This is a genomic window from Affinirhizobium straminoryzae (genome assembly GCF_007004135.1).
In the GTDB taxonomy this organism is placed as follows: Bacteria; Pseudomonadota; Alphaproteobacteria; order Rhizobiales; family Rhizobiaceae; genus Neorhizobium; species Neorhizobium straminoryzae.
Window position 1 is genome coordinate 1 of record NZ_VJMG01000125.1, and the last position, 1,306, is coordinate 1,306.

Sequence of the window (1,306 nt, forward strand, 5' to 3'; positions counted from 1 at the left end):
AGACCTGCGACATCAAGGATCCCAACCAGAATATCACCTGGGTTCCTCCGCAGGGTGGCGAGGGACCGGTTTATCCCAGCATGTAACCCTCCGATCGATGGAAGCGGCAAAATGGTCTTCCGCAAGTCGTCAAAGGGGGTTAAGACTTTTCCATTGGCGATCAGGAGAGCGTGGTTGGCGTGACGAAGACGGCAGGCAAGGCAGGACAGTCGATCCGTGCGCACAATGCGCTTGAGCATCTGCGTCGCAGCCGGTTGCGTGCCGTCATTCCGGTGGTCGCGGTGGCTGCCGGCCTTGTGGTGCTGGTGCCGGCCAAGCCATCGAACAGCGCGGCGGGAAAATGCCGCCAGGATGCGGCGCCTGCCATTGACTGGAGCGACTGCCAGAAGCGGCTGCTGATGCTGAACGGCAGCAATCTCGATGGCGCCAATCTGAGTGATGCCGATTTCAGCATGACCGATCTCAGTCGCAGCAGCCTCAAGGGAGCGAACCTGAGCAAGGCAACCCTGGTGCGCGCCTCGTTTGCCTATTCGGATCTGAGCGGCGCAAGCTTTGAAAAGGCAGAGGGCTATCGCAGCGATTTCAGCAGTGCGTCGGCCGAGGGCGCCTCCTTCGTGGCCGCCGAGTTGCAGCGCGCCACCTTTGGCGGCGCCAACCTGAAGGGCGCTGATTTCACCAAGGCGGAACTCGGCCGGGCGATCTTCTTCAAGGCTAAGTTCGAGAATGTGCGTTTCGGCAAGGCCAACCTGTCGCGCGCCATCCTGCATAATGTCAGCTTTGCCGGCACCGCCGATTTCAGCGATGCCTTCCTGTTCCTCGCCCGCATCGAGGGAACCGATCTCTCCCATGCAACGGGACTCGAGCAGGAGCAGATCGCTCTCGCCTGTGGCGATGCCCTCACCAAATTGCCGCCGGGCCTTACGGTGCCGGCGAGCTGGCCCTGCGAAGACGAGTGAGGTCGCTTTCCGGCCGCTCTGGTAAACAGCGGCTTGACGGAAAATGCCAGCCTTTAGACATTCATTAACCATAATCTCCTTAAGTTGCGGCTGACATAACGAACGCAACAAGGACAGATTCATGTCGATTTCGCGCCGCGGCCTGATCTTCGGACTGCCCCTCTTTCTCGCCGGCTGTGCCTCCACGACGATCGATCCCCAGATGGATTACGCCGCGCTGCCGCAGGAAAAGTTTCCGATGAAGCCGGTGCCGATCGACCGTATCAAGCCGGAACTGCGCCGCACCGAAGTGGCCTACGAGACCACCCACAAGCCGGGTACGGTGGTGGTGGATACGCCGGCGCGCCGGC

The 1,306-nt window shown here is 61.0% G+C and carries 2 protein-coding genes and 1 pseudogene; all 3 read left to right on the plus strand.

Features of this window, described 5'->3' with window-relative positions:
- Nucleotides 1–86, plus strand: an 86-nt coding sequence (locus FNA46_RS26700; RefSeq protein WP_185970002.1) for a 4Fe-4S dicluster domain-containing protein, incomplete at its 5' end; no start/stop codon positions are given.
- 153 nt (nucleotides 87–239) lie between these two features.
- Nucleotides 240–956, plus strand: coding sequence for a pentapeptide repeat-containing protein (locus FNA46_RS25730; protein ID WP_425468812.1), 717 nt, complete (start codon nucleotides 240–242; stop codon nucleotides 954–956).
- A gap of 121 nt (nucleotides 957–1,077) precedes the next feature.
- A pseudogene (locus FNA46_RS25735) lies at nucleotides 1,078–1,306 on the plus strand (L,D-transpeptidase); the annotation flags it as partial.